Source organism: Microbacterium sp. SA39, assembly GCF_000967865.1.
Lineage (GTDB): Bacteria > Actinomycetota > Actinomycetes > Actinomycetales > Microbacteriaceae > Microbacterium.
On the sequence record NZ_JXRU01000028.1, the window covers coordinates 40906 to 62344 of the forward strand.

Annotated in this window: 23 protein-coding genes; 14 read left to right on the forward strand and 9 right to left on the reverse strand. The window is 69.0% G+C overall.

The window, feature by feature from the left end:
* Positions 1–109 precede the first annotated feature (109 nt).
* The 6 genes from RS85_RS04680 to RS85_RS04705 all read left to right on the forward strand — a co-directional run bounded on the left by RS85_RS04680 (position 110) and on the right by RS85_RS04705 (position 5510).
* A complete protein-coding gene (locus RS85_RS04680) occupies positions 110–694 on the forward strand; it encodes a glucose-6-phosphate isomerase family protein (RefSeq protein WP_046012272.1) in 585 nt (194 codons plus the stop codon).
* Between the two features lie 6 nt (positions 695–700).
* On the forward strand, positions 701–2215 hold the full coding sequence (gene xylB, locus RS85_RS04685) for a xylulokinase (RefSeq protein WP_046012273.1): 1515 nt from the start codon (positions 701–703) through the stop codon (positions 2213–2215).
* Positions 2215–3195: a phosphoglycerate dehydrogenase gene (locus tag RS85_RS04690; protein WP_046012274.1), complete on the forward strand. Its 981-nt coding sequence runs from the start codon at positions 2215–2217 to the stop codon at positions 3193–3195. Before xylB ends, RS85_RS04690 begins: the two co-directional genes overlap by 1 nt.
* The gene (locus RS85_RS04695) at positions 3192–4148 is read left to right on the forward strand and encodes a shikimate dehydrogenase family protein (RefSeq protein WP_046012275.1); all 957 of its coding nucleotides are present in this window, start codon (positions 3192–3194) and stop codon (positions 4146–4148) included. Before RS85_RS04690 ends, RS85_RS04695 begins: the two co-directional genes overlap by 4 nt.
* Complete coding sequence (locus RS85_RS04700; protein ID WP_046012276.1) at positions 4148–5125, forward strand: phosphotriesterase family protein; 978 nt, start codon at positions 4148–4150, stop codon at positions 5123–5125. The genes RS85_RS04695 and RS85_RS04700 overlap by 1 nt, the downstream gene beginning before the upstream one ends.
* An 88-nt stretch (positions 5126–5213) precedes the next feature.
* Positions 5214–5510: a putative quinol monooxygenase gene (locus RS85_RS04705; RefSeq protein ID WP_046012277.1), complete on the forward strand. Its 297-nt coding sequence runs from the start codon at positions 5214–5216 to the stop codon at positions 5508–5510.
* Between the two features lie 83 nt (positions 5511–5593).
* Here RS85_RS04705 and RS85_RS04710 read toward each other — a convergent pair whose 3' ends face one another.
* The 4 genes from RS85_RS04710 to RS85_RS04725 form a co-directional block, all read right to left on the reverse strand.
* Positions 5594–6595: an ABC transporter substrate-binding protein gene (locus RS85_RS04710; RefSeq protein WP_052703402.1), complete on the reverse strand. Its 1002-nt coding sequence runs from the start codon at positions 6593–6595 to the stop codon at positions 5594–5596.
* Between the two features lie 97 nt (positions 6596–6692).
* The gene (locus RS85_RS04715) at positions 6693–7727 is read right to left on the reverse strand and encodes an ABC transporter permease (RefSeq protein ID WP_200894790.1); all 1035 of its coding nucleotides are present in this window, start codon (positions 7725–7727) and stop codon (positions 6693–6695) included.
* Positions 7727–9229 (reverse strand): sugar ABC transporter ATP-binding protein, encoded by a 1503-nt coding sequence (locus RS85_RS04720; RefSeq protein WP_046012278.1) that lies wholly within the window; start codon positions 9227–9229, stop codon positions 7727–7729. The genes RS85_RS04715 and RS85_RS04720 overlap by 1 nt, the downstream gene beginning before the upstream one ends.
* Positions 9230–9416: 187 nt before the next feature.
* On the reverse strand, positions 9417–10286 hold the full coding sequence (locus RS85_RS04725; RefSeq protein ID WP_046012279.1) for a sugar phosphate isomerase/epimerase family protein: 870 nt from the start codon (positions 10284–10286) through the stop codon (positions 9417–9419).
* Between the two features lie 193 nt (positions 10287–10479).
* On the opposite strand from RS85_RS04725, the gene RS85_RS04730 reads away from it, so the two are divergent.
* On the forward strand, positions 10480–11481 hold the full coding sequence (locus RS85_RS04730; RefSeq protein ID WP_046012280.1) for a LacI family DNA-binding transcriptional regulator: 1002 nt from the start codon (positions 10480–10482) through the stop codon (positions 11479–11481).
* 102 nt (positions 11482–11583) lie between these two features.
* Here the strand turns inward: RS85_RS04730 and RS85_RS04735 are convergent, their stop codons facing one another.
* Genes RS85_RS04735 through RS85_RS04745 form a run of 3 tightly spaced genes read right to left on the reverse strand, consistent with a single transcriptional unit; the run spans position 11584 to position 14289 of the window.
* Positions 11584–12006, reverse strand: a complete 423-nt coding sequence (locus tag RS85_RS04735) for an RbsD/FucU family protein (RefSeq protein ID WP_046012281.1) — start codon at positions 12004–12006, stop codon at positions 11584–11586.
* Between the two features lie 35 nt (positions 12007–12041).
* Positions 12042–13007 carry an aldo/keto reductase gene (locus tag RS85_RS04740; protein WP_046012352.1) on the reverse strand — a complete coding sequence of 322 codons (966 nt, stop codon included), beginning with the start codon at positions 13005–13007 and terminating at the stop codon, positions 12042–12044.
* Entirely contained in the window at positions 12994–14289 is a 1296-nt protein-coding gene (locus tag RS85_RS04745; RefSeq protein ID WP_046012282.1) for an L-fuconate dehydratase, read from the reverse strand. The genes RS85_RS04740 and RS85_RS04745 overlap by 14 nt, the downstream gene beginning before the upstream one ends.
* 125 nt (positions 14290–14414) lie before the next feature.
* On the opposite strand from RS85_RS04745, the gene RS85_RS04750 reads away from it, so the two are divergent.
* Positions 14415–15275, forward strand: a complete 861-nt coding sequence (locus tag RS85_RS04750) for a fumarylacetoacetate hydrolase family protein (protein WP_046012283.1) — start codon at positions 14415–14417, stop codon at positions 15273–15275.
* Positions 15257–16024: an SDR family NAD(P)-dependent oxidoreductase gene (locus tag RS85_RS04755; RefSeq protein WP_046012284.1), complete on the forward strand. Its 768-nt coding sequence runs from the start codon at positions 15257–15259 to the stop codon at positions 16022–16024. Before RS85_RS04750 ends, RS85_RS04755 begins: the two co-directional genes overlap by 19 nt.
* A gap of 120 nt (positions 16025–16144) precedes the next feature.
* Here RS85_RS04755 and RS85_RS04760 read toward each other — a convergent pair whose 3' ends face one another.
* Complete coding sequence (locus tag RS85_RS04760; protein WP_235282337.1) at positions 16145–17128, reverse strand: amidohydrolase family protein; 984 nt, start codon at positions 17126–17128, stop codon at positions 16145–16147.
* Positions 17129–17153: 25 nt separating this feature from the next.
* Here RS85_RS04760 and RS85_RS04765 point away from each other — a divergent pair, with 25 nt between their 5' ends.
* Positions 17154–17831 carry a FadR/GntR family transcriptional regulator gene (locus RS85_RS04765; RefSeq protein WP_046012286.1) on the forward strand — a complete coding sequence of 226 codons (678 nt, stop codon included), beginning with the start codon at positions 17154–17156 and terminating at the stop codon, positions 17829–17831.
* Between the two features lie 124 nt (positions 17832–17955).
* On the opposite strand, the gene RS85_RS04770 is transcribed toward RS85_RS04765, so the two are convergent.
* A complete protein-coding gene (locus RS85_RS04770; protein WP_046012287.1) occupies positions 17956–18639 on the reverse strand; it encodes a transaldolase family protein in 684 nt (227 codons plus the stop codon).
* Positions 18640–18761: 122 nt separating this feature from the next.
* On the opposite strand from RS85_RS04770, the gene RS85_RS04775 reads away from it, so the two are divergent.
* Genes RS85_RS04775 through RS85_RS04790 form a run of 4 tightly spaced genes read left to right on the forward strand, consistent with a single transcriptional unit; the run spans position 18762 to position 21405 of the window.
* A complete protein-coding gene (locus RS85_RS04775; protein ID WP_046012353.1) occupies positions 18762–19724 on the forward strand; it encodes a ribokinase in 963 nt (320 codons plus the stop codon).
* A gap of 53 nt (positions 19725–19777) precedes the next feature.
* On the forward strand, positions 19778–20182 hold the full coding sequence (gene rbsD, locus RS85_RS04780) for a D-ribose pyranase (protein WP_046012288.1): 405 nt from the start codon (positions 19778–19780) through the stop codon (positions 20180–20182).
* Position 20183: 1 nt separating this feature from the next.
* Positions 20184–21005, forward strand: a complete 822-nt coding sequence (locus tag RS85_RS04785) for a GntR family transcriptional regulator (protein ID WP_046012289.1) — start codon at positions 20184–20186, stop codon at positions 21003–21005.
* A gap of 43 nt (positions 21006–21048) precedes the next feature.
* Positions 21049–21405, forward strand: a complete 357-nt coding sequence (locus RS85_RS04790) for a cupin domain-containing protein (RefSeq protein WP_046012354.1) — start codon at positions 21049–21051, stop codon at positions 21403–21405.
* Positions 21406–21439 lie beyond the last annotated feature (34 nt).

A 21439-nucleotide genomic window follows, 5' to 3' on the forward strand; every position in this document is an offset into this window, starting at 1 on the left:
CAGATGCGCGAATGCGCAGCGCACCCTGGACGCCTCCTGTCATCACAGGTACACTCAACTTGTCATTACAGGTTGCGCAGCGCCGCAGCATCCGTATCGAGGAGCACCGATGCCCGAGTTCCACACAACGCCGATCTCTCCGATGGCGATCGCCTTCGATGCGGACAACCTCACGCTGACGCCGGCGGGGCCGACCCTCACCCGGCGGATGTCGGACCTCGAAGGCCTCTTTCTCGACCACGACGCCTGGGCCGCAGCCGCCGAAGCAGACAACCCGGTCGTCTACACGGTCGTGAGCTCGCCGGTTCCCGAGGTCGACCGCGAGCTCCCGCAGTCGATCACCACGATCATGCCGGGCGACACCGCGGGCGAGCTCTGGATGACGAAGGGGCACCAGCATCCGAACCACCAGGGCGAGATCTACCTCGCGCTGAAGGGCCGCGGCGGCCTGCTCATGTTCGACGGCGAGCGCACCGAGTGGCTCGACATGCTGCCCGGCACGATCGGCTACATCCCGCCGGGCTGGGCGCACCGCTCGATCAACACCGGCGACGAGCCGTACGCGTTCCTCGCCGTCTACCCGGGCGGCGCGGGGCACGACTACGGCTGGGTGCTCGAGCACGGGATGGGATCGCGGGCATATCGGGCAGCCGCGAACAACGGCTCCGTCGACCTGCGCCCGTACGCGGGATAGCCGCTCATGCTCATCGCGCACGATCTCGGCACGACCGGGAACAAGGCCTCGCTGCACCACGACGACGGCCGCCTGATCGCGTCGGTCACGGTCCCGTATCCGGCCCGCTTCGCCGCGGGCGGCGTCGCCGAGCAGGATCCGGCGGACTGGTGGGATGCCGTCGTCATGGCGACCCGCGATCTGATCGCCCGCACCGAGACGGCTCCAGCCGACGTCGCCGGGCTCGTCGTGAGCGGGCAGATGATGGGCGCGGTGCTGCTGGATGCCGACGGGGAGCCCGCGCGCCCTGCGATCATCTGGGCTGACACGCGAGCGGGTGCGCAGCAGCGGGAGCTGGAGGCAGCCCTCGGCGCGGAGCACGCCTACGCGATCCTCGGCCACCGCCTCAACCCGACCTACTCGCTCGAGAAGGTCATGTGGGTGCGCGACAACGAGCCCGACATCTGGTCGCGCGTGCGCCGAGTGTGCGTCGCGAAGGACTTCATCGTGCTGCGTCTCACCGGCCGGCTCGCGACCGACCGCTCCGACGCGTCGGGCACCAACGCCTACGACCAGCGCGCCGGAACCTGGTCGGATGAGGTGCTGCGAGCCGCGCGTCTCGACCCCGCCCTGTTCCCCGAGATCCTGGAATCGACCTCGATCGCCGGGACGCTGACGGATGCCGCCGCGCACGCTCTCGGCCTGCCGTCGAGCGTCCGCGTGGTGATGGGCGGCGGCGACGGACCGCTCGCGGCCGTCGGCTCGGGCATCGTCGCGCCCGAGGACGGTGCCTACGTCTGCCTCGGCACCTCCTCCTGGATCTCGTTCGCCGCCGACCAACCGCTGCACGACCCCGCGATGCGCACCTTCACGTTCGACAACGTCGTGCCGGGATCATTCGTGCCCACCGCAACCATGCAGGCCGGCGGGGCATCCGTGCAGTGGATCGCCGAGGCGCTCTCCCCCGACCCCGCCCATCCCGATACCGGCCGCCTCGTCGCCGAAGCATCCGCCGATGTCGACACCGACGACCTCTACTTCCTGCCGTACCTCCTCGGCGAGCGCTCTCCGATCTGGGACCCCGACGCGCGCGGCGCCTTCCTCGGCCTCGCGCGACACCACCGGCGCGAGCACCTCGTGCGGTCCGTGCTCGAGGGCACCGCCTTCAACCTGCTCACCTGCATCCAGGCGTTCCGCGCCTCGGGCGCCGTGATCGACCGCATCGACGCGGTCGGCGGCGGCGCGCAGAGCGATGTCTACCTGGCGGTCCTCGCCGACGTGTGGGGTGTGCCGGTGCGCCGGCGCACGATCGTCGAGGAGGCGAACAGCCTGGGCGCCGCGGTCACGGGCGCGGTCGGCCTCGGCCTCGCCGAATTCTCGGCGGCCCGCTCGCTCAGCGAGGTGACGGCCGAGTTCACTCCGGATGCCGCGCGCCACGCCGTCTACGCCGAGCGGCACGCCCGCTTCACCGAGGCGTACACCGCGCTCGCACCCTGGTTCGCCGGACGGCCGAGTGGACCGCCGAGTGGACGGCCGAGCTGATGGCCGTCATCCTCGTCACGAGCCGCTCGTTCTCGGACGGCGACCTCGATCTGGTCGGACGCGCGGCGCAGGCCGGGCACCGCATCCTCCGCGGGCCCGCCCACCACGACCTCGACGAGCTGCGCATCCTCCTGCACGGTGCCGACGCCTGGATCGCGGGTACGGGACAGATCACCGAAGAGCACCTCGCCGCCGCGCCGAAGCTGAAGGTCATCGCCCGCTACGGCGTGGGCACGGAGTCCGTGGATCTGGAGGCGGCCCGTCGGCGCGGCATCCCGGTCACGAACACGCCAGGCGCCAATGCGGATGCCGTCGCCGATCACGCTGTCGGCTTGATGCTCGCGGCGCTCCGCTTCACCCCCGACGGAGATCGCCGGGTGCGCGAAAGCGACTGGGGCGTGCGCCGCGGCCGCGAACTCGGAGCTGCGACCGTCGGGATCGTCGGGTTCGGCCGGATCGGTCAGGGCGTCGCGAGGCGCCTGACCGGATTCGGCCCGCGCGTCGTCGCCGCCGACCCCTTCCTCTCTGCCGACGTCATCAGCACGAACGGCGCCGAGCCGGTCGAGCTCGATGAGCTGTTCCGCGTCGCCGATGTGATCACGCTGCACGCGCCCGGCGGACAGCTGCTCGTCGACGCCGCACGCCTGGCGCGCATGCGCCGCGGCACGGTGCTCGTCAACACCGCCCGGGGCGACCTCGTCGACGAATCCGCGATCGCCGATGCCCTGCACGACGGCATCCTCGCGGCGTACGCCGCCGACACGCTCGACGGCGACACCGCTGCGCAGAGCAGTCCGCTGCTCGCACCCGCTCTCGCCGACCGCGTGATCATCACCCCGCACCTCGGCGCGCAGACGACGCAGGCCGTCGACAACATGGGCTCGCTGTCGCTCGACGACGTGATCGCCGTGCTCAAAGGCGCCGAGCCCGTGCATCCCATCCCCGCCAACCCGGCATCCGTCCCTCAGGAGATCCGATGACCGCCTCCCCCGCCGCATCGATCGCACCGGGCACCGACCAGGCCGACTACATGGGCTTCGTCGGAGTGACGACCGCATCCTCTTCGATCATGAAGGTGTTCCCGCTGTGGGCCGACATCCTGGGGCTGCCGACGCGCACCCTGATCGGACATGACCTGCCGATGGATGCCGACCCGGCGCAGTACCGCGGGATGGTCGAGCAGATCCGCGACGACCCGCGTCACCGCGGCGCCCTCGTGACCACGCACAAGATGAACGTGTACGCCGCGGCATCCGATCTCTTCGACGAGCTCGATCCGTTCGCGATCTCGTGCGCCGAGATCTCGAGCATCTCCAAACGCGGTGCGCTGCTGTCAGGGCGCGCGAAGGACCCGATCACCGTCGACCTCGCGCTGAACGACTTCCTGCCGATGGATCACTTCGCGCGCACCGGAGCCGGGGTCGTCATCCTCGGAGCGGGCGGTTCGGGCACGGCGCTCAGCTGGGCCCTCGCGGAGCGCGGCGACGCTCCCACCCGCGTGACGGTGACCGCCCGCACCCAGGACAAGCTCGATCACCTGCGCGAGGTCCATCGCCAGCACGGCACGCGGGACGGGCTCCTGGAGTACGTGGTCACCGAGACCCCGGAGGAGGCGGATGCCGTGGTCGCGGCGGCCCCGGCAGGATCGGTCATCGCGAACGCGACCGGGCTCGGCAAGGATCGCCCGGGCTCTCCGTTGACCGCTGCGGTCGAGTTCCCCGAGGGCGCGTTCGCGTGGGAGTTCAACTACCGCGGGTCGCTCGAGTTCCTCCACCAGGCGCGTGCACAGGAGCAGGCGCGCGGGCTGCGGGTCCTCGACGGATGGCGCTACTTCATCCACGGCTGGTCCCAAGTGGTCGCCGACGTGTTCGAGCTCGATCTCACTCCGGAGATCGTCCAGCGGCTCGCCGCTGCCGCGGAGTCGGTGCGCTGATGCCTGTCGTCCGCACGGTGCTCGGCGACATCGAGCCGAGGGCGCTCGGACGAGTGGACTACCACGAGCACCTGTTCCAGGTCTCGCCGCTGCTCGCCGGCGACGAGCTCGACGATGAGGACGCGTCGCGTGCGGAGGCCGGACTCCTTCAGGCCAGCGGCTTCGAGGCGATGATCGACGCGACACCGTTCGGACTCGCCCGCGACCCCGCGGCCCTCGCCCGGATCAGCAGTGCCACCGGCCTGCACATCGTGGCGAGCACCGGACGGCATCGCGAGGCGCACTACGGCGCCGACCACCCCATGCAGGCGTGGGATGCCGATCGCCTGGCCGCCCTGTTCGTCACCGACATCGCGCAGGGGATGCCGTCAGCCGACGCCGCGGTACTCGAGACGGCGAGCCCGCCCGCCGCCACGACGTCGGAGGGCACGCCCGTGCGGGCCGGACTGCTGAAGGCCGGCATCGACTACTGGCGCATCAGCTCCTTCGAACGCACCACGCTCCTCGCCGTCGCCACCGCCCACCGCGCGACCGGCGCCCCCGTCATGGTGCACCTCGAGTTCTGCACCGCCGCGCACGAGGTGCTCGACCTGCTCGCGGCCGAGGGCGTGGCATCCGATCACGTGGTGCTCGCGCACGCGGATCGCGATCCGGATGCCGGGCTGCACGTCTCGCTCGCCGAACGCGGTGCCTTCCTGGGCTATGACGGCTTCGCCAGGCCGCGCACCCGCTCCGACGCGGAGCTGCTCGCCCTGACGGAAGCGGTCGTCGAACGCGGCGCGGGCGATCGGGTGGTGCTGGGCGGCGACGTCGCCCGGCGCACGCGATACATCTCCTACGGAGGGATGCCGGGCCTTGCCTATCTGGGCGAGCGCTACCTCCCCCGGCTCCGCTCGTTCATCGGGGATGAAGCTGTGGAGCGTATGCTCGTCGCCAACCCTGCGCGGCTTCTCACGCTGTCGGCTCCCGGTCGTTGAGCGACACTTCGACTCGCTTCGCTCGCTCAGTGCGGGTCTTCGCGAGACGAAACGCCCGCCCCCGCACCCGAACCCGGAGGAACCCCCGATGACCGAGCCGACCATCCTGCATGCCACGTTCACCGCGCAGCCGGGTCAGGCCGATCGCATAGCCGCGCTGCTCCGCGACTTCGCCGAGGTAGTGCGCGCCGAGGAGGGCAACCTCGTCTTCGACGCGAGCCGCCTCGCCGACGACCCCGACCGGTTCTTCGTGTACGAGGTCTACCGCGACGACGAAGCTTTCCAGGCGCACCTCGCGTCTCCCGCTGGCGTGCCGTTCAACGCCGAGCTGCAGAGCCTGATCGTCGAACCGGCGTCGCAGCTCACGTTCCTGCAGCGCCTCTGACACGCCGCGCACCGACGACTGCCGCACCTGACACGAAGAAGCCCCCCACCCGAAGGTGAGGGGCTTCCGTCGATCTCCGCGTGTCACTCGTAGAGGACGGCGGCGATCTCCTCGTCCTCGATGTTGTCCTTGTCGTACCAGTAGGAACCGGTGTCGTAGAACTCGTCGACCTCGTCGCCGTTGGCTGCGTCGTACGCCGCCTGGACGACCTGCTCGCCGATGCCGATCGGGTCCTGCGTGATGGCGCCGGCCATGGTGCCGTCCTTGATCGCGTTGATCTGCGCAGCTCCCGAGTCGAAGCCGACGATCGTGAGCTTGCCCTTCTCGAGGCCCAGCTCGTTCACCGCGTTGACCACGCCGATGGCGGAGCCCTCGTTGGTGCCGTAGATGCCCTTGAGGTCGGGGTACGCGGCGATCAGCGTCTTCGCGATGTCGGCCGACTTCAGGTGGTCACCGTCACCGTACTGGATGTCGACGATCTCGATGTCGGGGAAGTCGGCTTCCATCTTCTCGACGAAGCCGTCACGACGCTCGACACCGGTCGAGTTGATCTGGGAGTGGCCGACGATCGCGACCTCGCCCTCTCCGCCGATCAGCTCTGCCATGTGCTCTGCAGCGAGCGCGCCCGCGACCTTGCTGTCCGTCGCCGACAGGCTCAGTCCGACATCGCCGTTGCAGGGAGCGTCGAAGTAGACGACCGGGATGTCCTTCGACTTCGCCTGCTCGAGCGGGGCGACGCACGCCTCGGGGTCGAGGGCGGCGTAGGCGATGGCATCCGGGTTCTTGTCGATGGCGGCGGTCAGCATCTCGAGCTGACCGGCGATCTCGGTCTCTGCGGCCGGGCCCTCGAAGGTGATCCGCACGCCGAGCTCTTCCGCCTTCTGCTCGGCACCCTTCTTCACTGCCTGCCAGAACTGGTGCTGGAAGCCCTTCGAGACGAGGGCGATGTACATCTCGCCGTCGCCGCCGCCGGCGTCGCCGCCGCTGCCTTCCTCGATCACGTCGCCGCCGCCGGCACAGCCGGCGAATACCAGCGCGGATGCCGCCACGAGTGCCGCGAATGCGGTCTTCTTTCCGAATTTCATGGAAACTCCATTGTTCTCTGTGATGGTTCTCTGTGACTGCCGGCCAGGGCCGACGGTGGACTGCGTGGTGCTATTCAGTTGAGTCGGGTGAAGCGGATCAGGTCCGCTGGCGGTTGCGCAGCGAGTCGAGGAAGACGGCCAGCAGCACGACGACGCCGACCACGATGTTCTGCCACTCGGGCTGGATCGACAGGATGCGCAGACCGTTGACCAGCACGCTCATGATCAGCGCGCCGATGACGGTGCCGAGGATGGATCCGCGTCCGCCGAGCAGCGAGGTGCCGCCGATGATGACCGCGGCGATCGCCTGCAGTTCGTACCCCATGCCGATCTGCGGCTGGGCCGAGTCGAGGCGGGCGGCGATCACGATGCCCGCGATGCCGGTGAAGGCTCCGGCGAACATGTAGATCAGGATCGTCCAGCGCCGCGTGTTGACGCCCGAGAGGCGCGTGGCCTCTTCGTTCGAGCCGATCGCGAACGTGTAGCGGCCGAGGAGGGTCTTCGACAGCACGAGCCAGGCGATGATCGCGACCACCGCGGTGATCAGCACGGCGTTCGGGATGCCGGGAATGATCACGCCGAGCGCGATCTTCTTGAAGTCGGGCGCCGAGGTCGAGAAGTAGATCGGCGAGACGTTCGAGATGACCAGAGCGAGGCCGCCGGCGATCATCATCATCGCGAGGGTGGCGATGAACGGCGGGAGCCGCAGGAACGTGATGTTGACGCCGTTCACGAGACCCATCAGCACACCGGTCAGCACGCCGCCGATGACGCCGACCCAGACCGGCAGGCCCATGTTCGTCACGAACACACCCGTCATCACGGCGCAGAGCGCCATGCCGGTGCCGATCGACAGGTCGATGCCGCCCGTGATGATGACGAACGTCGTGCCGAGGGCGAGGATGCCGATGACCGCGGTCGAGAGCAGCACCGTGGCGATGTTGCTGAAGGTGAAGAAGTTCGGGCTGGCGATCGTGAAGAAGATCACCAGGACGATGAGAGTGCCGAAGGCCAGCGACTGCTGGAGCTGGCGCTTCACGAACGCTCCGACGTCGCGCTTGTCCGTGTTCTCGTCGACCGCTGTCTGGATGATCGTCGTCGTCGACGATCCGGGCTGCGTGGGGGTGCTCATCAGTCTTCCTCCCCGTGGGCTGCGAGTTGCATGATCTTCTCCTGGCTTGCTTCCTCGTTGCGGAGCGTTCCGGTGATGCGACCGTTCGCGAAGACCGCGATGCGGTTCGCGACACGGAGGATCTCCGGGAGCTCCGATGAGATGACGATGATGGACTTGCCCGCCTCGGCGAGCTGCTGCATGAGGCGGTAGATCTCTTCCTTCGCGCCGACGTCGATCCCTCGGGTCGGCTCGTCGAAGATGAGGATGTCGCAGTCGCGCATCAGCCAGCGGGCGATGACGATCTTCTGCTGATTACCTCCGGAGAGGAGTTTGACGACCTGGTTCACCGAGGGCGTCTTGACCCGCAGCTGCTGGACGTACTCCTTGGTGCGGTTCTTCGCCTTGGCGTCGCCCATCCAGCCGATGCCGTTGGCGTACGAGCCGAGCGAGGCGAGCACCGTGTTGAACGTGACGTCCTGCTCGAGCATGAGCCCGAGGAGCTTGCGGTCCTCCGAGAGGTAGCCGACGCCGTGCTTCACGGCATCCGCGGGCTGCGCGATGCGCACGGGACGACCAGCGACCGAGATGGTGCCGCCGTCGCGGTGGTCGGCGCCGATCACGGCGCGCGCGGTCTCGGTGCGGCCGGCGCCCATGAGTCCGGCGAAGCCGAGGATCTCGCCCCTGTGCAGCTGGAACGAGACGTCCTTGAGTAGGCTCCTCGTCGACAGCCCCTGCACGTCGAGCACGATCGGGTCGTTGATGTGCTCACGTGCCAGCGGACGGGTTCCCTCGTCGATCACGCGGCCGACCATCATCTCGATGATCTTCGGGATGGTGACGTCGACGCGATCGAGTGATCCGATGTATGTGCCGTCGCGGAGCACGGTAACGCGATCGGCCAGGCGGCGCAGCTCGTCCATGCGGTGCGAGATGTAGACGATGCCGGTGCCGCTCGCCTTGAGCTGCTCGATCAGCACGAAGAGCGTCTCGACCTCGGTGTCGGTGAGAGCCGATGTCGGCTCGTCCATGATCAGCACCTTGGCGTTGAACGACAGCGCCTTGGCGATCTCCACCATCTGCTGCTCGGCCACCGTCAGCTCGCCGACGAGCTGTCGCGGCTCGAGGTGGATGTTGAGCCGCTGCAGCAGTTCAGCCGTCTGGGTGTTTAGCTTGCGCTCGGAGAGGAACGGGCCGGAAGTCGGCTCACGGCCTACGAAGATGTTCTGCGCGACGGTCAGATCCGGCATCAGGTTGAGCTCCTGATGGATGATCGTGATACCGAGTTCCTGCGCCTGCAGCGGGCTGGTGAGCTCCACTTCCCGGCCCTCGAACGTGATGGTGCCCTCGTCCTTGGTGTAGATGCCGGAGAGGATCTTCATCAGCGTCGACTTGCCGGCACCGTTCTCGCCCACGAGCACCAGCACCTCGCCGGCACGCACCTCCAGGTGCACGTCTTTCAGCGCCTGCACACCGGGGAAACCCTTGCTGATCCCCTCAACCCTGAGAATGGGTTCACTCATGTGCTCACCTGCTTCCTTGAAGGTCGTGTTGCGATCCGGATGCTGCGGGCCGCAGTAAACATCGGATCAATTCTGCGGCCTGCGACACTTTCTCGCAAGTTGTATCTGAATGTATCTAAGGGATCCCGGATTGGGAAGACCCTGTAATAACATCTTGATCTTCGATATTCCCGCGCCGCGGCGGGGCTCAGTGCAGGCGGATCGACTCCACAGCGACGAGCTTGTCGCGGATGTAGGCGTTGGCGTGTGCGCCGAGCTCGTCGTTGTCGGTCCAGAGATTGCGCCAGATGCCGAGCATCCGACTGAGATCCGGAGCGACCACGGCCGATGAGAACGACTCGAACACGATCGGGCCGTCGTACCCGATGCGCCCCAGAGCCTTGAAGAAGTCGTCGAAATCGACGGTGCCGGTTCCAAGATAGCCGCGGTGGCTCTCGCCGATGTGCACATAGCGCAGGGCGGGCTCGGCGTCGAGCACCGGCGCGAACATATCCGACTCCTCGATGTTCATGTGGTACGTGTCGAGATGGATGCCGAGATTCGGCCGGTCGACCTCCGCGAGGTATGCGAGGGCCTGCCTGGCCGTGTTCAGCACGTTCGTCTCGTAGCGGTTCACGACCTCGAGCGAGACCGAGATCCCGCGCTCGGCGGCGTGATCGGCCACACGGCCGATGGCGGCGCGACTGCTCGCGAGCCCCTCCGGCGTCACAGGCTCCATGTACTTCTTCATCGCGCTGTAGATCACGCCGCAGAAGTGCTGTCCGCCGAGTTCGGCGAGCACGTCGACCGCGCGGATCAGCAGTGCCTCGCCGGCCGCGACGATCGCCGGGTCGGAGCTGGTCACGTCGGTCGCCTCCGACAGTCCGAGCGAGGCGCTCACGGCGAGGTCGTGCTCCGCCAGAGCATCCTTCGCCGCCGCGACGTCGAACGAGAAGGGATCCATCAGCGGGAACTCGATGAGGTCGAATCCTGTGTTCTTGGTCTTCTCCACAGCGAGGCGGATGCCGTCGGCATCGAAGTTCCCGGTCCAGACGAGCCCGTGGCAGCCGATGTTCATGAGGCCTCTCGCAGGCGGGTGTCCGGCACCGTCGCCTCGCCTTTTGGCACGTGCCAAGTCAGCGTTCGAGTCACGTTACGGGGGTAGGTTCCGCCCTGTCAAGAACTTTCTTGGCACGTGCCAATTCGTCCGCTATCCTGAGGCTCGCCGCCCCGCCCGTCGCAGTGATCGGGGTATAACGACGAGGAGTTCCATGCCCGCGAGCGTCAAGGACGTCGCCGCCCTGGCCGGCGTCTCCTCCTCGACCGTCTCGAACTATCTCAACCATCCGCACGTACTGGGCGCATCCAGCCGGGAACGTGTGCGGGCAGCGATCGAGCAGCTCGGCTTCGTGCCCAACGAGTCGGCGCGGCAGCTGCGCGCGGGGTCGAGCAAGGCGCTCGCACTGATTCTGCTCGACGCGTGGCTGCCGTACTTCAATGAGCTGTCCCGCGGCGTGGAAGACGTGACGCGCGAAGGCGGCTGGTCCCTCTTCTTCAGCAACAGCAACCGCGACGCCGCGCAGGAGCGCCGCAACATCGACATGTTCGAGGCGCACCGGGTGCAGGGCATCGTGATCTACCCGCTCGGCGACGTGGTGCCGCGTCTCGAACGACTGGCCGAGCGCGGCATCCGGTCGGTCGTCGTCGGGCCGATCCGCGAATCGCCGTCCGTCGCGTCGATCCTGTTCGACGATCGCGGCGGAGGCCGACTCGCCGGCGAGCACCTGCTGTCGCTCGGCCGCAGGCGGATCCTGTTCCTCGGCAGCCCGACGGTGAGCCAGTCGAACGATCGACTTGCGGGGCTGCAGGATGCTCTCGCCGGAAGTCCTGCGACGCTCACGGTGATCGACGTGCCGCACCTTGCGACCGAAGAGGGCTTGCGCGTCGCCGCGCAGATCCTCGCCCAGCCCGTCGCCGAGCGCCCGGACGCGGTGTTCGCGGCGAACGACATGGTCGCGCTCGGCGTGCTCACGCAGCTCATGCGCCACGGCATCCGCGTGCCGGACGAGATCGCCCTCGTCGGATTCGACGACGTCGCCCAGGCCCACCAGAGCGTCGTGCCGTTGACGAGCGTGCGCCAGCCCGGCTACGAGATCGGTCGCGCGGCCGGCGCCGCACTGCTGCAGCAGCTGGCCGATCCCACAGCTCCGCCACCCGCGACGACCCCGTTCCGCGCCGAGCTCATCGTGCGGGAGTCGACGATCGGGCGCTGAGGTCGTGGCGTCTCGGCGCGACGGTGTTCACAATTCAGTCAGATTTCCGCGGATCGGCCCATTCGAGCCGGATCCGACGCCTCCGCGAAAATTCTGGCTGAATTATGAACGCGACGCGTGCCCGACCACGCCCTTCCGCAGCAGCGCGTTGCCGTATTTCCGCGTCTCGCCCGTGCGCACCATCAGGTACGCGTCCTTCGCGACCTCGTAGTACGCGAATCGCTCGACGAACCGCGTGGTGTCGATGCTCGTGCCGGCGGCATCCATCAACTCCTGCTGCACGTCGAGCACCTCGCCGTCCGCCGAGGTCATGAGGTCGATGCCCGGCGCGTCGTCGAGCGGCAGCACCGTGCGGATCGCGGCGACGACCTCCGGAGTGGTCGTGCCGGGCAGGTCGATCACGCGCGCGCCCAGCCCCCACGCCGGAAAGTGCGCGTCGGCGATCACGACCGCGTCGGAGTGCCCCATCCGATCGAGGTGCAGCAGCAGCTCGCCGGTCAGCAGCGGGTGGATTCCTTCGAGCATGAACGCTCCTTCGGGTCTTCGGGCAGGACGAACGCTCAGGCGGGGATGAGGCCTTCCGCGGCCAGATTCTCCCAGAGCTCCTCGGGGATGGCCAGCGCCGCGTACTCGGCGTTCTGCCGCAGCTGCTCCGGCCGGCTCCCACCGACGACGACCGAGCGCACGCCCGAGGCCTGCAGGGGGAACTGGATCGCTGCGGCCGGCAGCGGCACCCCGTGGTCGGCGCAGACCGCGGCGATCCGCAGCAGTCGCTCCCACAGCTCGTCGGGCAGTTGGCCGTATTCGTACCGGCCGTCGCGGCGGGGCTCGTTCGACGCGAGCAGCCCGGAGTTGAAGACGGATGCCGCGACGATCCCGGTTCCGCGTTCCCGGCAGGCCGGGAGCACGTCGACCGCGGCGGGCTGTTCGAGCAGCGTGTAGCGACCGGCGACCATGATCAGGTCGAGGTCGGCGCCGCGGACGGCAGCGGTGAGAGCATCCGACACCATCGAGCCGATGCCGATCGCGGCGACCTCGCCGTCGGCGCGCAGCTGCTCCATGGCTGGGAAGGCCTCGGCGAGCGCGAGCTCGAGGTCGTGCCGCTCGGGGTCGTGCAGGTACAGCAGGTCGATGCGCTCGATGCCGAGGCGCTCGCGCGACTCGTCGAGGCTCCGCCGGATGCCGTCGGCGGAGAAGTCCCACACCCGCTGGAGGTCGTCCGGCACGTGGAAGTCATGCGCCGTGTCGAGGCCGCCGTCGAAAGCAGGGTTCGGGCGCAGCAGCCGCCCCGCCTTGGTGGACAGTACGTAGTCGTCGCGGGGCTTCGTCTGCAGGAAGGCTCCGAGCCGGCGCTCGGAGAGTCCGAGTCCGTAGTGCGGGGCGGTGTCGTAGTAGCGGATGCCGCTCTCCCACGCCGCATCGAGCACGGCCCACGCCTCGTCGTCGCTCAGCGGCCGGAACAGGTTGCCGACGTTCGCAGCACCGTAGCCGAGGGGCGGGACGGCCAGACGGTCAGACGGCGACATGCGCACCCGTCCAGGTGTAGGTGGCGATGCTGTCGGCCTTCATCTCCATGCCGGCCCCGGGGTCCGTGGGCGCCATGTACGAGCCGCCTCGGATGTCGGTCGGCACGACGAAGTGCTCGTGCAGGTGGTCGACGAACTCGATCATTCGCCCCTCGCGGGTGCCGGTGACCGCGACGAAGTCGAACATCGAGAGGTGCTGCACGGCCTCGCACAGCCCGACACCGCCGGCGTGCGGGCAGACCGGTACGCCGAACTTGGCGGCCAGCAGCAGGTTCGCGATGTTCTCGTTCACGCCCGCGACGCGCACGGCGTCGATCTGCATGACCGAGATGGCCTCGGCCTGCAGCAGCTGCTTGAAGATCACGCGGTTCTGCGCGTGCTCGCCGGTCGCGACGCGGATGGGCGCGACCCCGCGGGCGATCTCGGCGTGGCCGAGCACGTCGTCGGGGCTGGTCGGCTCCTCGATCCAGGCCGGGTGGAACTCGGCGAGCGCGTTCACCCACTCGATCGCCTCGGAGACCTCCCACCGCTGGTTCGCGTCGATCGCGATCGGGAAGTCGGGTCCGCACACCTCGCGCGCCTTGCGGAAGCGGCGGATGTCGTCGTCGAGGTCGGCGCCCACCTTGAGCTTGATCTGGGTGAAACCGTCGGCCATGGCCTCGCGGGCCAGGCGCTCGAGCTTCTCGTCGGAGTAGCCGAGCCAGCCGGGGCTCGTCGTGTAGCCGGGGTAACCGGTGGCGAGCAGCTCCTGCTCGCGCTCGGCCCGACCGGGCTCGGCGGTGCGCAGGATCTCGAGCGCGTCGTCACGGGTGAGGGCGTTGGTCAAGTAGCGGAAGTCGACCAGGTCGACGAGCTCCTCCGGTGACATCCGCGCGAGCAGCTGCCAGAGCGGGAGGCCCGCGCGCTTGGCCTTGATGTCCCACAGCGCGTTGATGACGGCGCCGATCGCCATGTGCATGACGCCCTTCTCCGGGCCGAGCCAGCGCAGCTGCGAGTCGCCGATGATCGCGCGGAAGGTGCCGCCCATGTCGTCGAGCAGCGGCTCGAGCTCTCGTCCGACGAGATGGCCTGCGAGCGCGTCGATGCCGGCGACCTGCACGTCGTTGCCGCGTCCGATCGTGAAGACGAAGGCGTGCCCCTCGATGGCATCGTCGGCATCCGTCCGCACGATGACGTACGCCGCGGAGTAGTCGGGATCGGGATTCATCGCGTCCGAGCCGTCGAGGCTCAGCGATGTCGGAAAGCGGATGTCGGTGGTGTCGAGGGCGACGATGCGGCTCACGGAAGTTCCTCTCCATGCGCGAGAGCTTTTCTTCGCGCGGATCTCTTGGAGTGTAAACATCGGATGTCTATACTGTCAACGAGACCTACCGCGATGTCGCGGCCCCACGACCGATCAGGAGAATCATGAAGTTCGCGCGGCTTGGCGCCCCAGGGACCGAGATCCCCGTCCTCGTGGAGGGCGACCGCTATCTCGACCTCCGCCCCCTGACATCCGATGTGAACGGCGATTTCCTGGCCGGCGACTTCCGCGCCCGCGTCGCCGCGGCCCGCGACGCCGGTGAGCTTCCCGAGGTGACGGATGCCGCCGCTCTGCGCATCGCCGCCCCGATCGCCCGACCGAGTGCGGTGATCTGCGTCGGCATGAACTACGCCGCCCACGCCGCAGAGTCGGGCTCGGAGCCGCCGACCATCCCGATCATCTTCCTCAAGACCCCGAACACGGTCGTGGGGCCGAATGATGCGGTCACGATCCCCCGCGGCAGCGAGAAGACCGACTGGGAGGTCGAGCTCGGCATCGTGATCGGCGCCCGCGCCTCGTACCTCGACTCTCAGGAGGAGTCGATGGCGCACGTCGCGGGCTTCGTCGTCGCCAATGACGTGTCGGAGCGGGCGTTCCAGATCGAGGTGTCGGGCGGCCAGTGGTCGAAGGGCAAGATCGCTCCGGGCTTCAACCCGACCGGACCCTGGCTGGTCACCCCCGACGAGGTCGACCACCACGCCCTCGGTCTGCGCAGCTTCGTCAACGGCGAGCCCCGGCAGGACTCGAACACCAGCGACATGATCTTCTCGGTCGAGCACATCGTGCACCATCTGTCGCAATACGTGGCCCTCGAGCCCGGCGACCTGATCCTCACCGGAACCCCGCAGGGCGTCGCTCTGTCGGGCAACTTCCCGTACCTCGCGGCCGGCGATGTCGTCGAGGTCGAGATCGACGGCCTCGGCCGCCAGCGTCAGGAGTTCGTGGCATGGGAGGCCCAGAAGTGACCGGCGCGCTCGACGGACTCGTCGCGATCGTGACCGGCGGAGCATCCGGGATCGGCGCCGCGATCGCGCAGCGCCTGCATGCCGACGGCGTCCGGATCGCCGTACTCGACCGCGACACCGCCGCGGCCGATCCGGCATTCGCGGCCTTCACCGCCGATGTATCGGACCGCGCCAGCGTCGACGCTGCGGTCGCCGCCGTGGCCGAGAGGTTCGGGCGCATCGACATCGTCGTGAACAACGCCGGGATCGGCGCGACCGGCGACATCTCCGCGAACGACGACGACGAGTGGGCGCGGGTGCTGTCGATCAACGTCACCGGCATCGCCCGCGTGACGTCGGCGGCGCTGCCCTGGCTGCGGAAGTCGCCGTCGGCGGCGGTCTGCAACACGGCATCCATCGCCTCCACGACGGGCCTTCAGCAGCGCGCGCTGTACACCGCGTCCAAGGGCGCGGTCTCGGCACTCACCCGGGCCATGGCTGCCGACCACCTCAGCGAGGGCATCCGCGTGAACGCCGTCAACCCCGGCACCGCCGACACCCCGTGGGTCGGACGACTGCTCGACTCGGCATCCGATCCAGCCGCGGAACGCGCCGCCCTCGAAGCCCGCCAGCCGCACGGCCGGCTTGTGAGCCCCGACGAGGTCGCCGCGGCCGTCGCCTATCTCGTCGGCCCGTCGGCGGGTTCCACGACCGGCACGTCCATCGAGGTCGACGGAGGTATGGCGCAGCTGCGCCTCCGCGCGGAGTAGGTCGGCGACTCAGTCCCCGGGGCGGCAGGCGTCCGCTGAGGCGACAGCAATTGCGCCCGGAATGAGCGAAGGCGGCAGCAACTGCGCCCGGAAGCCAGACGATCCCGGAAGCCTCGCGCATCACTCCCCGCGCAGCCACCTCAGGATGCCGCGGCGCGGCGCCACCTCCTCGACGCGCGGTCCGTCGGTGCCGTAGAACCGCTCGGCGTTCGCCCAGAGGATCGCGTCGACGTCGTGCCCGCGCGCCTCGGCCCAGGTCACCACGAGGTCGAGCCAGCGGGTGCGCGCGGTCGGCTGGTACGTCGCGGATCCGTCCTCCGGCGCGTACGGATCGCCGGGCTCCGCCGGGCCGATCACCGAGACGGGCCAGTCGCTGCCCCACATCAGCCGCTCGACGCCGAACGTGTCGGCGGCGACGTCGAGGAAGGGCTCCAACTGCGCACGTGTCCAGTTCCCCGCGGATTCGGCGGGGAGGCCGGACAGCTTGCAGAAGACGTTCGGATGCCGGGACAGCTCGTCGAGATCGCGCACCCACTCGACGGACGGCGTTCGCACAGCATCCGCCGTTCCGACCGCGGGCTTGCCGAGATGATCGAGCACCATCCGCAGGTCGGGGATCGCCCCCGCGAGCCGGGCGATGTCGGGCAGCTGGCTCGCTCGGATGCACGCGTCGAAGGTCCACCCGCGGGCGGCGACCTCGCGCGTGCCCGTCACGAAGGCCGTCGACATGGCGAGGCCGTCGTCATCGTCCTGCAGGTTGTGCCGCACCCCGACCACGAGCGGTTCGGCGGCGAGCTCGTCCAGGTGCGTCGTCGTGTCGACTCCGCGGTCGAGACGCATGCCGGCGACGATGCCGACGACCCCGACCTGCTCGGCCATGCCCGCCACCCAGCGCACCTCGTCGAGGAAGCGGTCCTCCGCGGTCTCCGCCTGCACGAACACGGCCTTCTCCTCGGCGACACCGGTGAGGCGGGCGTGCTCGAGCTCGGTCTCTGCGAACCGGAAATCGTAGGGCCCCTCGAGCCAGGTGTACTCGAGAACCTGCGGATCCCAGAGGTGCAGGTGTGAATCGATGACGCGCATGCGTCCATCCTGCTCAGACATCCGATCAATGTGCAAGGATGACGCCATGGCTGTCACGGACGAGGCGATCGAGAAGATCAAGGCGATGATCGTGTCGGGCGAACTCTCCCCCGGCGACCGGCTTCCGCCGGAGAAGGAACTGTCCGAGCGACTCGGCCTCTCCCGCAACTCGATGCGCGAGGCGGTCAAGGCGCTCGAGGTCATCCGGGTGCTCGACGTGCGTCGCGGCGACGGCACCTATGTGACGAGCCTGGAGCCGCATCTGCTGCTCGAGGCGATCTCGTTCGTCGTCGACATGCACGACGACGATTCCATGCTGGAGATCTTCGCGGTGCGTCGGATGCTGGAATCCCAGGCCACCGGGCTCGCCGCGACCCTGGGCACCGACGACCAGATCGCCGCGCTCATGGACGAGATCGACGGGATCGACGCCTCGGTCTCGATCGAGGAGCTCGTGGAGCACGACATCCGCTTCCACCGCGACATCGTGCGCATGGCGGGCAATGCCTACCTCGCGAGTTTGATCGAACACCTCAGCAGCCAGACCGTGCGAGCCCGTGTCTGGCGCGGACTCACCCAGGGTGGCGCGGCAGAGCGCACCCTGTCCGAGCATCGCGCGATCGCTGAGGCCGTCGAGCAGCACGATGCAGCCCTCGCGACGTCGCTGACCACGGCGCACATCGCCGGTGTCGAGCGGTGGCTGCGCCAGGCGGCATCCGCCTAGGCACGGATCTCGCAGCTCGCGGTGCCGCAACTTCTGCGGCCATCTCGAACTTCTGCGGCCACAGCGCCCCGGATTGGCCGCAGAACTTCTGATCGGCCGCAGAACCTGCCCGCCGCCGCCGCGCCTAGGCCCCGAGGCGCCCCATCGCGGCGTCGAACTCCGCGGCCGAGCTGTCGCTCACGTCGTGCTGCAGCATCCGCTCGAGCACGTCGGGCGCCGCCGTGAAGTAGGGGATGCCGAGCATCCGCAGGCCGATGATGTCCTCCGGCGAGCGCAGCGAGGCGGCGAGGACGTCGGTGCTGCTGCCGGTGCACATGTCCTGCATCCGCGCGATAACCTCTTCCGCACCGGGGCCGGAGAAGCCCGTGAGGGCGGCGGCATCCCGCATGCGCCCGAGGTACGGGGCGATGTAGGTCACGCCGATGCTGGCGCTCGCGAGCGCCTGGGCGACCGAGTACACGGCCGTCACGAGCACGGTGGCTCCGTCGCGCACGAGGGCGGATGCCGCGGCGAAGCCGTCTGTCGTCGCCGGAACCTTCACCACGACCCGGTCGCCGAGCGCGCGGATGCCCTCGGCGTTGCGCAGGAAGGATGCCGTGTCGCCACCCCACGTCTGGAAGAAGATCTCGCGGGCGCCCTCGGATTCCCAGCGTGCGTAGAGGTCGGGGATCTCGGCGGCCGTGCGTCCGCCCCGCTCGAGGATCGTCGGGTTCGTCGTGACGCCGTGCACGCCGCCTGCCTCCAGAAGGCGGGAGACGCGGTCGAGGTCGGCGCTGTCGACGAACAGACGAGGGGCGATCGCAGTCATCGGATCTCCAAGGTGAGCAGCCTGTCGTTACAGGTTCGGGTTCGGCTAATGTAATGACAGCCGCTGACGAGTCTAAGACGTCGAGGCGGCCGAGCATGCTGTCGACGACGATCAGGAGCACCATGGCCCCCGCACTTCCTGGAGACCGCTCCGGCGTCGTCATCGTCGGCAGCGTCACCGCCGACGTGACCACCTTCTCGCAGCGCCTGCCGGCCCGCGGCGAGACGATCCTCGGGGACGAGTTCACGCTCATGCTCGGCGGCAAGGGCGCCAATCAGGCGGTCGCCGCCGGACGCTCCGGGGCCCGCACCAGTTTCGTCGGCTGCGTCGGCGACGACCTCTTCCACGATCTCGTGGTCGACGGGCTGAGCGAGGCGGGCGTCGACCTCGCGCACCTCCGCACGGTCCCCGGCCCCACCGGGATCGCGCACATCCGCGTCGACTCGTCCGCACAGAACGACATCGTCATGGTCCCGCTCGCCAACGCCGCGCTGAGCACCGCGCAGATCGACGCCGCGCTGGCGGCGCTCGCGCCGACGACATCCGTCCTCCTCACGCAGCTCGAGACCCCGTCGGCCCTCACCGCGCACATCACGGCCCGTGGCCGCGAGCACGGCATGACGGTGATCCTCGACCCCGCCCCCGCGGCCGAGCTCCCGGGCGAGATCTGGCGGAGCGTCGACATCGTCACCCCCAATGAGACCGAGGCCTCTCTCATCAGCGGTATCGAGGTGACGGATGCCGCGTCGGCAGAACTCGCCGGACGCTGGTTCCTCCAGCAGGGCGTCGGCGCCGCGGTGATCACGCTCGCCGGCCAGGGGTCCTGCGTGGTGACCGGCGAGGGAGCGACCGTCATCCCGCCGTTCCCAGTGGTCGCCGTCGACACAACGGCCGCGGGCGATGCGTACGCCGGCTACCTCGGCGCCGCCCTCGCGAACGGCAGCACTCTCACCGAGGCCGTGCGTCTGGCCACCGCGGCCGGCGCGCTCACAGTCACGAAGCAGGGCGCGTCGCCGAGCCTGCCGCACCGCGCCGACGTCGACGCGTTCCTGTCCGAGCGGGAATCCGCTCCCGCCGTCAACTGAGCCATCCCACTGCGCCGCCCGTCCACTGAGCCGCCCGTCAACTGAGGAGAATCATGCGCAAGTCAGCGACCACGATCAATCCCGCGCTGTCCCGGGTGATCAGCGAGACCGGGCATACCGATCTACTCGTCGTCACCGATGCGGGCCTGCCGATCCCGGTGGGCGCGGAGCGCATCGATCTCGCCTACCGCCCTGGCGCGCCCGCTTTCCTCGACGTGCTCGACACGGTGCTGGCCGAACTCGTCGTGGAAGGCGCCACGGTCTCGGCAGAGGTCGCCGAGAAGAGCCCCGAGGTGCTCGACGCGCTGCGCGAACGCTTCGCCGGCATGGGATTCGAGATCGCGCTCGTGCCGCACGTGCAGTTCAAGACGCTCACCCACGGGGCGCGGGCGTTCGTGCGCTCCGGCGAGTTCACGCCCTACGCGAATGTCATCCTGCACGCGGGAGTCGCGTACTGAGATGACCACCATCGACAGCATCTCCGACGCGATCGACCGGCACTCCGCCGCCCCGATGTACGACCAGCTGCGCCAGCTGATCGTCGACGGGATCGAACGGGACGGCCTGCAGCCCGGCGATCCGCTCCCCGGCGAGCATCGCCTGTGCGAGCGGTACGGCATCTCGCGCACGGTCGTGCGCCAGGCGCTCGCCCAGCTGGAGCACGAGGGGCTCGTCGAGCGCGTCAAGGGCAAGGGCACGTTCGTCTCGCGGCCGCGCACCAGCGAGAGCCTCGTGCACACGCTCGTCGGTCTGTATGACGACGTCGAGCGCCGCGGGGGTCACGTGCACAGCGACGTGCTCCGGCACGAGCGGACGACCGCCGATGAGGAGGTCGCGCTCGCGCTCGAGCTGCCCGTCGGCTCGCCGGTCGTCGCGCTGGAGCGCCTGCGTCACGTCGACGGTGAACCCTGGTCGTTGTCGACGACCTGGATGCCGGATGCCGTCGGCACCCCGACCCTCGGCGCCGACCTGACCGAGGCATCGCTGTACCGCCTGCTCGCCGACAACGGCGTGGTCGCGACGCACGGTGTCCGCTCGGCCGAGGCCACGGTCGCGACGCACGAGCAGGCGCAGCTCCTCGGAGTGAGCGCGGGTTCGGCGCTCCTGCGCCTGCGCAGCGTGAGCCGGGGCGCGGACGGCGCTCCGATGGAGTACTTCATCGCGTATCACCGCGGCGATCGGTCGCGTTTCGAGTTCCAGCTGCAGCAGGAGCAGTCGCAGGCCTCTCTTCTTCACGTGGACGGCGACGGCGGCGCCTCGCCCGCGGGAACAGTCGGCTGAAGAGGGTCTGCCGGCGGCATCCCGCCGGGTGTACCGTCGCCGCATGATCACCGACGATCCGACCCTCACGAACCCCGATCACTACCGCACGCTGTGGGAGAACGATCACGTCCGCGTGCTCGAATACACCGATGCGCCCGGCGACGTCACGACGCCGCACGACCATCCGAACAGCGTCATGGTCACCCTCAGCGACTTCTCCCGTCGCCTGAGTGCGGGCGACCGCACCTTCGACACGGCGCTGCCCGCCGGACAGGCCGTGTGGATACCGGCGCAACGCCACTCGGGCGAGAACACCGGGACGACTCCGACGCACACGATCCTCGTCGAGCTCAAAGGCGCCGCCGCCGGCGAGCAGTCGAGCGGGACGCTGGGGCCGGAACGTCCGACCGACGACTGACCATTTCTCCTGCACAGCGAGGAGGAGGGCATCG

Coding starts and splice junctions, on each gene's coding strand:
- RS85_RS04755 (WP_046012284.1), top strand. CDS start 15,257: ATGGGAGGCCCAGAAGTGACCGGCGCGCTCGACGGACTCGTCGCGATC.
- RS85_RS04680 (WP_046012272.1), top strand. CDS start 110: ATGCCCGAGTTCCACACAACGCCGATCTCTCCGATGGCGATCGCCTTC.
- RS85_RS04735 (WP_046012281.1), bottom strand. CDS start 12,006: ATGCTCGAAGGAATCCACCCGCTGCTGACCGGCGAGCTGCTGCTGCAC.
- RS85_RS04725 (WP_046012279.1), bottom strand. CDS start 10,286: ATGAACATCGGCTGCCACGGGCTCGTCTGGACCGGGAACTTCGATGCC.
- RS85_RS04690 (WP_046012274.1), top strand. CDS start 2,215: ATGGCCGTCATCCTCGTCACGAGCCGCTCGTTCTCGGACGGCGACCTC.
- RS85_RS04695 (WP_046012275.1), top strand. CDS start 3,192: ATGACCGCCTCCCCCGCCGCATCGATCGCACCGGGCACCGACCAGGCC.
- RS85_RS04715 (WP_200894790.1), bottom strand. CDS start 7,727: ATGAGCACCCCCACGCAGCCCGGATCGTCGACGACGACGATCATCCAG.
- RS85_RS04770 (WP_046012287.1), bottom strand. CDS start 18,639: ATGACTGCGATCGCCCCTCGTCTGTTCGTCGACAGCGCCGACCTCGAC.
- RS85_RS04720 (WP_046012278.1), bottom strand. CDS start 9,229: ATGAGTGAACCCATTCTCAGGGTTGAGGGGATCAGCAAGGGTTTCCCC.
- RS85_RS04705 (WP_046012277.1), top strand. CDS start 5,214: ATGACCGAGCCGACCATCCTGCATGCCACGTTCACCGCGCAGCCGGGT.
- rbsD (WP_046012288.1), top strand. CDS start 19,778: ATGCGCAAGTCAGCGACCACGATCAATCCCGCGCTGTCCCGGGTGATC.
- RS85_RS04785 (WP_046012289.1), top strand. CDS start 20,184: ATGACCACCATCGACAGCATCTCCGACGCGATCGACCGGCACTCCGCC.
- RS85_RS04775 (WP_046012353.1), top strand. CDS start 18,762: ATGGCCCCCGCACTTCCTGGAGACCGCTCCGGCGTCGTCATCGTCGGC.
- RS85_RS04730 (WP_046012280.1), top strand. CDS start 10,480: ATGCCCGCGAGCGTCAAGGACGTCGCCGCCCTGGCCGGCGTCTCCTCC.
- RS85_RS04700 (WP_046012276.1), top strand. CDS start 4,148: ATGCCTGTCGTCCGCACGGTGCTCGGCGACATCGAGCCGAGGGCGCTC.
- RS85_RS04740 (WP_046012352.1), bottom strand. CDS start 13,007: ATGTCGCCGTCTGACCGTCTGGCCGTCCCGCCCCTCGGCTACGGTGCT.
- RS85_RS04790 (WP_046012354.1), top strand. CDS start 21,049: ATGATCACCGACGATCCGACCCTCACGAACCCCGATCACTACCGCACG.
- RS85_RS04750 (WP_046012283.1), top strand. CDS start 14,415: ATGAAGTTCGCGCGGCTTGGCGCCCCAGGGACCGAGATCCCCGTCCTC.
- RS85_RS04760 (WP_235282337.1), bottom strand. CDS start 17,128: ATGTCTGAGCAGGATGGACGCATGCGCGTCATCGATTCACACCTGCAC.
- RS85_RS04710 (WP_052703402.1), bottom strand. CDS start 6,595: ATGAAATTCGGAAAGAAGACCGCATTCGCGGCACTCGTGGCGGCATCC.
- xylB (WP_046012273.1), top strand. CDS start 701: ATGCTCATCGCGCACGATCTCGGCACGACCGGGAACAAGGCCTCGCTG.
- RS85_RS04765 (WP_046012286.1), top strand. CDS start 17,154: ATGGCTGTCACGGACGAGGCGATCGAGAAGATCAAGGCGATGATCGTG.